At 73.8% G+C, this 6866-nt stretch carries 5 protein-coding genes; all 5 read left to right on the top strand.

The features are described from left to right. Positions 1–365 precede the first annotated feature (365 nt). The 5 genes from AAT21_RS39850 (at position 366) to AAT21_RS14335 (ending at position 6133) form a co-directional block, all read left to right on the top strand. On the top strand, positions 366–890 hold the full coding sequence (locus AAT21_RS39850; RefSeq protein WP_046776941.1) for a hypothetical protein: 525 nt from the start codon (positions 366–368) through the stop codon (positions 888–890). Positions 891–1095: 205 nt separating this feature from the next. Beyond that, positions 1096–1656: a hypothetical protein gene (locus AAT21_RS14350; protein WP_046776940.1), complete on the top strand. Its 561-nt coding sequence runs from the start codon at positions 1096–1098 to the stop codon at positions 1654–1656. A gap of 1121 nt (positions 1657–2777) precedes the next feature. Then, positions 2778–3572: a dioxygenase family protein gene (locus tag AAT21_RS14345; protein WP_079025636.1), complete on the top strand. Its 795-nt coding sequence runs from the start codon at positions 2778–2780 to the stop codon at positions 3570–3572. Between the two features lie 749 nt (positions 3573–4321). Next, positions 4322–4858 (top strand): hypothetical protein, encoded by a 537-nt coding sequence (locus AAT21_RS14340; protein WP_107081258.1) that lies wholly within the window; start codon positions 4322–4324, stop codon positions 4856–4858. Positions 4859–5770: 912 nt separating this feature from the next. Further along, complete coding sequence (locus AAT21_RS14335) at positions 5771–6133, top strand: glyoxalase (protein WP_412180311.1); 363 nt, start codon at positions 5771–5773, stop codon at positions 6131–6133. The last annotated feature ends 733 nt before the right edge of the window (positions 6134–6866 follow it).

The raw sequence follows: 6866 nt of genomic DNA, 5'->3' as shown, positions 1-6866 counted from the left end.
GGACCGGATTCACAGTCCGGCATTCACCCGGCACACCCCTCCCGCCCCACTCCGATCCACTGCCGGCCACCCCCGGCCACCCCCGGCCGGCCTCCGGCCGGTGTCCGGCCCGCCCTGCCCCGGTCCGCTCCCGGCCCGCCCCGGTCCACCCCCGGCCTGCGCCGGTCCACCCCGCCCTGCCCCGGTCCGCTCCCGGCCGGCCCGCGGGCCGGCTCGCGGCCGGCCTCCGGCCGCCGCCCGGCCGGTGTCCGGCCGGTGTCCGGCCGGTGTCCGGCCGGTGTCCGGCCCGCCCTGCGGCGCCCGGCGGCCCCGCAGGGCTCCCACAACCACTAAATGCCCGGTACATCCCTTGAAGGAGTAGATCCATGCGTATCAGCCGCAAGCGTGTCGCCGTCATGATCGTCAGCTCGGTCGCCGCCGCGGGGGTGCTCCTGCCCTCCACCGCCTCCTACGCCGCCCAGACGCCCGCCCCGGCCGCCCCGGCCGCGGTCTCGGCAGTCGCCCCGGGCGAGGCGGGCGCCCTCGCGGGGAAGGTCGACGTCGCCTCCGCGGTCCTCGACATCACCCAGAAGATCATCAACATCGTCAACGACGCCATCGAGCGCAAGCAGAACCGCTCCGGCTACGTGAAGTCCCTGATGGAGGGCGCCTTCTACGAGTCGGGCCAGCGCTACAACGTGATGGTCATCAACAACGCCAACAGCTACACCCCCAACCTGCACGGCGTGGTCTACGACGCCAAGGTCAGCGGCATCCACGGCACCTACCGCGTACTGGTCTTCGAGTCGGGCCAGTTCACCAACCACGGCGACGGCGGCTGGATCAACTGGGCCTTCCGCGGCTGGTTCGACCGCGACGGCGGCTACGTCAACTTCCGCCGCTCCTGGTAACCCGCCACCCGCCGGCCCCGCTCCACCCCGCTCCACCCCGCTCCGTCCCCGGAACAGGCCCCGTCCCCGGCCATGTCCGCGTCCGTGCCCGTACCCGTCCCCCGGCCCCGCCCCTGAGGCAGCCCCCGTCCCGCACCCGGGCACGGGGGCCGGGCCCGGCTCTCATCCCCCGTTTTCCGTCCCCGAAGAACAGGACCCCACCGTCATGCGCCGCAACACCACGCTCGCCACGATCGCCCTGACCGCGCTCACCCTGACCGGAGCGGCCGCGCTCCCCGCCCAGGCCGCCGGACACCCCGCCCCGGCCCCCGCCGCCGTCTCCGCTCCCTCCTCCCCCGCCACCTCCTCCCCCGCCACCTCCTCCCCCGCCGCGTCCGGACCCGACGCCGCGGCCGCCGCCGACAAGAACGTGACCGTCAACGTCTCCATGGACCAGCTCGGCCGCGGCCAGGCCATCGCCGACGCACTGCGCAGCATCAAGACCGACAACCGCGGCACCTTCGTACAGGAAGCCGTCGACAAGGCTTTCAAGGCCGCCGGCAGCCGGCACAACGTCATGCTGTTCAACCTCAGCCAGAACTACAACGACCAGTTCCAGGGCACCCGCCTCTACGCCAACGTCCAGTGGGGCAGCATCCACTACGGCCTGTGGATCTTCGAGTCCGGCCAGTTCACCAACCAGGGCGACGGCGGCTGGATCAACTGGGGCTTCACCGGCTGGTACGAGCGCAACGGCGGCCACGTGAAGTTCAACCGCTCCTGGTAACACCACCACGAGCCCACCGGCGGCCCCCTCCGGATCCGTTCCCACGGACACCGGAGGGGGCCGCCGGGCACACCCCACACCACCCCACCACCCGGAACGACCGGAACCCAGCCCGGACGGACGCGCGCCGAAACCCGCCCGGCAGACCGGAACCGCCACACCCCCCAGCCGCACCCCGTACACACCCACGCACCGGCCACCGGCCACCCGGCACCGGCCACCGCGCAGCGGGCACCCGGCACCGGGCACCGCGCAGCGGCCACCGGGCACCCGGCACCCGGCACCGCGCAGCGGGCAGCGGGCAGCGGGCAGCGGGCAGCGGGCAGCGGGCAGCGCATGGACGCCGGACCGCCGCACGTTCCCACACGATGAAGGCGGTACGGGCGGCAGCGCGGCCACGACGCAGGAGACCGGCCCAGACCACCGGCCCGGAAAGGCCACCGCCCACCGCCGCACCGGCCCGCCCGGCCGGCCGCAGCCGGCACGCACCTCGACGCGCCGCACCCCCGGACCGCCAGCACAGCAGCAGAAGCGGAAACAGGCGGCGGCGAGGGCGGCCGGCGGACCGGACCGCCCTGGCCGGCCGCCCGGACGAGCAGCCCCGCCGGAGACACCCACGACGTCCGCAGAAACGAACACGCCGACCGAGACAACCGCCAGGCGAACGGGCACCAGCGCCCACGCCGGCGTCAGCACCGGCCACCCGGGCTGCGCACCGGCCCGGGTGGCACACCGGCCACAAAAGGCCGCCGGACCGGACGACGTCACCGCCCCCCGCGGCCCCTCGCCGAACCCCTCGGCCACCCCCTGCACCGGCCACCCCGCACCCGCCCCGGACGCAGAGCGGACACAGAGCGGACGCAGAGCGGACGCAGAGCGGCAGGGAAGACCGGAAGCGAGGAGCCGGCAGGCGCGGACGCCAAGCCGGGAGGACCGGTGGTACGGACAGAAACGACACAGGCACGGATGCAAGGGCAGGGCCGGAGGCGGGGAGCCGGCGGGGTGGAGGGAGGTGTGTCGGTACCGGACGGCCAGGGCCGTGTCCGGCACGGTGGGGCGCGTGTCCAGCCGTCCGTCCCCCGCGGACGAACGGCCCCCCGGGGCGTGTGTGAAGGGTTCGCATGACCGAGACCAGCAAAGCCACCACCGCCGGCACCGGCACCGGCACCGGACCTGACCCGGGCACCGCCACCGGCCGAGGCGCCGGCTCCCCGGCGACCAGCCGCCGGACCCTTCTGCTGGCCGCCGGCGCGGCCGGGGCCGCCGCCGTGCTGAACACGGCATGCGCCGGCCCCTCCCGGACCCAGACCGCACCGGGACACCCCTCCGCCTCCCCTCCCCCCCCCCCCGCCCCGCCGGGAACAGGCACCACCACGGCCCCGGCCTGCGTCCTCGCCGTCCAGGCCGGCGCCGGACCGTACTACCTGGATCTGGACCTGGTCCGCTCCGACATCACCCAGGGCCGCAGCGGAGTACCACTACGGCTGGACCTGACCGTGGTACGCGTCCCCGACGGCTGCCGGCCCCTCGCCGCCGCCGGCGTCGAGGTATGGCACGCCGACGCCGCCGGCCACTACTCCACCGGCAAGGACACCTTCCTGCGCGGCACCCAGATCACCGACCACACCGGACAATGCGTGTTCCACACGATCGTGCCCGGCTGGTACGCAGGCCTGGCCCCCCACATCCACTTCAAAGTCCGCCCCGACACCCACACCGAGACGACCTCACAGTTCTTCTTCCCCGAAAACCTGCTCACCCGGATCTACACACACCAGCCCTACGCCCGCCGCACCCCACCCGAACACCCCAACCAACACGACAGCCGCTACCGAACCGCCGCAAAAACCATGACCCTCCCCCTCACACCCCACAAAAACGGCTACCACGCCACCTACACCATCGGCATCACCTGAACCCCCCACACCAACACCAACACACCACCCACCCACCCGCCCGCCCGCCGGGCAGACAGCCAGACACCCCGACACACAAACCGACCCACCGGCAGCCCGGCACACCGGCACACCGGCACACCAACAGACAGACAGGAACACCAGCAGACAGCCGGCAGGCACCGGCAACGGCGGCGCACAGACTCCACCAGCGGAACAGCACCAGCCCCAGAACGCCGGAACCCGCACCACACCCCGCCCCGCACAACCCCACCCCACACCCCGAACACCGAACACCGAACACCGACAGAACCGTCACCGGCCAGAACGGCAGACGGCAGCAGCCAGCAAGCGGGCCAGTACACCGGCAGCGCCCGATGCTCCGGCCACACCGCCAGACCAGCAGCCCACAAGTCAGCGGCAGGCGGCAGGCGGCAGGCGGCAGGCGGGCCAGTACACCGGGCAGCCGGCCGGTCGCACCGGCAGACCAGCGGCCCACGAGCCGGCGGGCGGGCCGACCGACGGACTGCCCGCCGGTCCGGCCGACAGACCGGGTCAGGTCCTGGCTGCAGCAGGGTGGGACGGGTCCTTCGCCGTGGCCCATTCCCAAGGCTGCTGCTTGCGTCTGCGGGTGCAGGGGTCCGGGTATCCGCAGGCCGGAGGGGGCCTCGAGGACGGGAAGCCGCCAGCGGGTGCGGCCCGCGCCCGGATCGGAGAAGCTGGGCATGGCCGCAGCGCCGCCGGGCGCGACGGATGCGCGAGGAGGTCACGTGGACGTTTCAGGACACAGCCGAAACGCCCGCAGGCCGCGGGCCCGAACCCGGACCGGAATCCTGCTGAGCGCCGCAGCAGCCCTCACGGCAGCCGCGATACCGGTCTCCGCACCACACCCCACAGCCACAGCCGCACCCGCACCCGCACCCGCACCCGCACCCGCACCCGCACCCGACCCGGTGGTCGTCGACTGCTTCTCCAAACCCCAGATACGCCCCGAGGAATACCTCCTGGCCTGCGGCGACGGCAACAACCGGCTCGTCGGCCTCACCTGGAACACCTGGGGCCCCCACACCGCAACGGCCACCGGCACCGACATGGTCAACGACTGCCGCCCCTACTGCGCGGCAGGCCGCTTCCGCCCCTACCCGGTGACCGTCACCCTCAGCCACCCCCAACCCTGGCCCGACCACCCCGGCACCCAACGCTTCAGCACCATCCGCCTCCTCTACACCGACACCGCCCCCTCCCCCGTCCCCAAAGACGTCACCTACAAACTCGTCTACGAACCACCCCCCACACCCACCCCCTGACCCGCCACCAGCCCCCACCCCCGGACAGACACACCCCGGGACCACGCACCCGGGCAAACCACCACCCCCACCCGACACACACCCACCACAGACAGCCACGGCCGGCCGGCTTCAAAGCCGACACCGCAGAGCTGTGGCCGCGTGACAACCGGCCGGCGCCCGAGCCCGTGAAAAACTCCGACCGCACCGAGACCGCCGCGCGGCTGCAGCTCGTTCAGGCCCACGAAAGCCACCAGCCCAAGAGCCTGGAGCGTCACGAGCCGGCGGAACTGGCACAGGCGCGGCAGGAGCGGCCGGCACCGAAAACACACACCCGGCGCAGCAGACACCCGGCAGCGGGCCCGGGACCGGACCGCCGCCGCGCGACGCGCGACGCGCGCAAAAGCCACGGCTGCCGGTCCCGAGGCAGCACATACGGAAGGCCGCGGACCCCGACCGGCAACAGACGGCCCTGTCCAGCCGCCGCGACCGGCACCGCCTCCCAACGCACGACCGGCAGGCCCATCCCCACACACCCACACACCTGGGCACCCGCACACCCGCACACCTGGGCACCCGCACACCTGGGCACCTGGGCACCCGCACACCTGGGCACCTGGGCACCTGGCACCTGGCACCTGCACACCTGGGGACCGAGCCGGCCCCTGACAGCGCTCCGCGAATCTCCCCAAGGGGGCGCTCCTGGGGCCAGCCCTGCTCAGCCGATCTCCCCCTCCCTTGCGTGATCTTCCTCGGCGCGCCGGGGCCGTACGGGGGCTGCCCGAGCCACGCCGCATGCGTCCGGTATCCGCTGCAGCGGATCGTCCTGTCACCTTCGCCCGCCGGCATGCGCCACGGGCGTGACGACCGGACACGAACGGCCATCGCCCTCACAAGCGCACCGAGAACAGGACGCCGACCGGCACCATGCACGTGACGATCCACGTCACCGGTCAGGACCGCGCGCCGGAACTCCCCACCGAGGAACCCGGCCCGGAGAAACGGCTCAGCCTCCCAGGGCCCGACGGACGTCCCCTCCCCGCCGGTGTTCCCGACAGCCCGGCGCAGACCATCCTGCGGCCGCATACGGCGGCCACGGCACAGCCGGACAGCACAGGCGCGCCCGGTCCGCCGATCCTCGAATCCGGGGACCCGCGAAAAAACTTCGGGACCACGCGCCGGCGCGGCGCCGCCTCCGAAGAGTCCGAACCCATGGACCATCCGTCCGGAGCCCGCGCCGAGGTGGTGGACCCGGATGCCAACCGGACCCCGCTCCGCCAGCCGCGAAACCCCTGACCAGCCACCCCTCCAGCCTCGTGGCCGAGACCTCCGAAGCCCAGCACAACCGGCTGCGTGCCGCCACGCACCGCACACCGGGCCCACACCCCGACACCGAGGATGCGGCCAGGAAACCAGAATGCGTCCCGCCCGCCAGGACACGGCAACCACCGCCAACCCGCCCGCCCGGCCGACCGGCGGCCGACAGTCCGGGCTGATGCGGCCGGCCACCGTGGCCGGCCGCATCAGCCCGGACTGCCTCAGATCCCGCCACGCCCACCCCGACACCGCCTACAGGCAACAGCCCGCGCACCCCGTAGGGACACCCCGACGCCCCCGCACCGGACGAGCCCACGGGCCCCGGCCGATCCGGCCGGCCTCGCCCTGCCCGACGCGCCCCGCACGCTCACCCCGAGCGAACACCCCGGCCTCCGCCCCGCACAACATCTCCGCGGCCCCCTTCCAGGAAACCGGCCAGATCCCGGACACATCCCCCGGCACCACCAAAACGGCCGCCGGCCGCACCCCCCGCACGGTCCAGCCCAAGGACCGGACAGCCCCGGCCATGAACACCCAGAAGCCGTCCAGACATACGCCACCACCCTCAGCAGCAACTTCCCAGCACTCCCTCATGCCCTCGACCCGGACATAAAACCGACCACCGACCCCCCCCCCCCCCCCCCCCCCCCCCCCCCCCCCCCCCACCCCCCCCCCCCCCCCCCCCCCCCCCCCCCCCCCCCCCCCCCCCCCC

The organism is Streptomyces yangpuensis (assembly GCF_001005295.1).
Lineage (GTDB): Bacteria > Actinomycetota > Actinomycetes > Streptomycetales > Streptomycetaceae > Streptomyces > Streptomyces yangpuensis.
This window is presented reverse-complemented; position numbering and strand designations above follow the sequence as displayed.

What these genes read in the sequence shown, in the direction of transcription:
- AAT21_RS39850 (WP_046776941.1), top strand. Translation starts at nt 366, where the DNA reads ATGCGTATCAGCCGCAAGCGTGTCGCCGTCATGATCGTCAGCTCGGTC.
- AAT21_RS14350 (WP_046776940.1), top strand. Translation starts at nt 1,096, where the DNA reads ATGCGCCGCAACACCACGCTCGCCACGATCGCCCTGACCGCGCTCACC.
- AAT21_RS14345 (WP_079025636.1), top strand. Translation starts at nt 2,778, where the DNA reads ATGACCGAGACCAGCAAAGCCACCACCGCCGGCACCGGCACCGGCACC.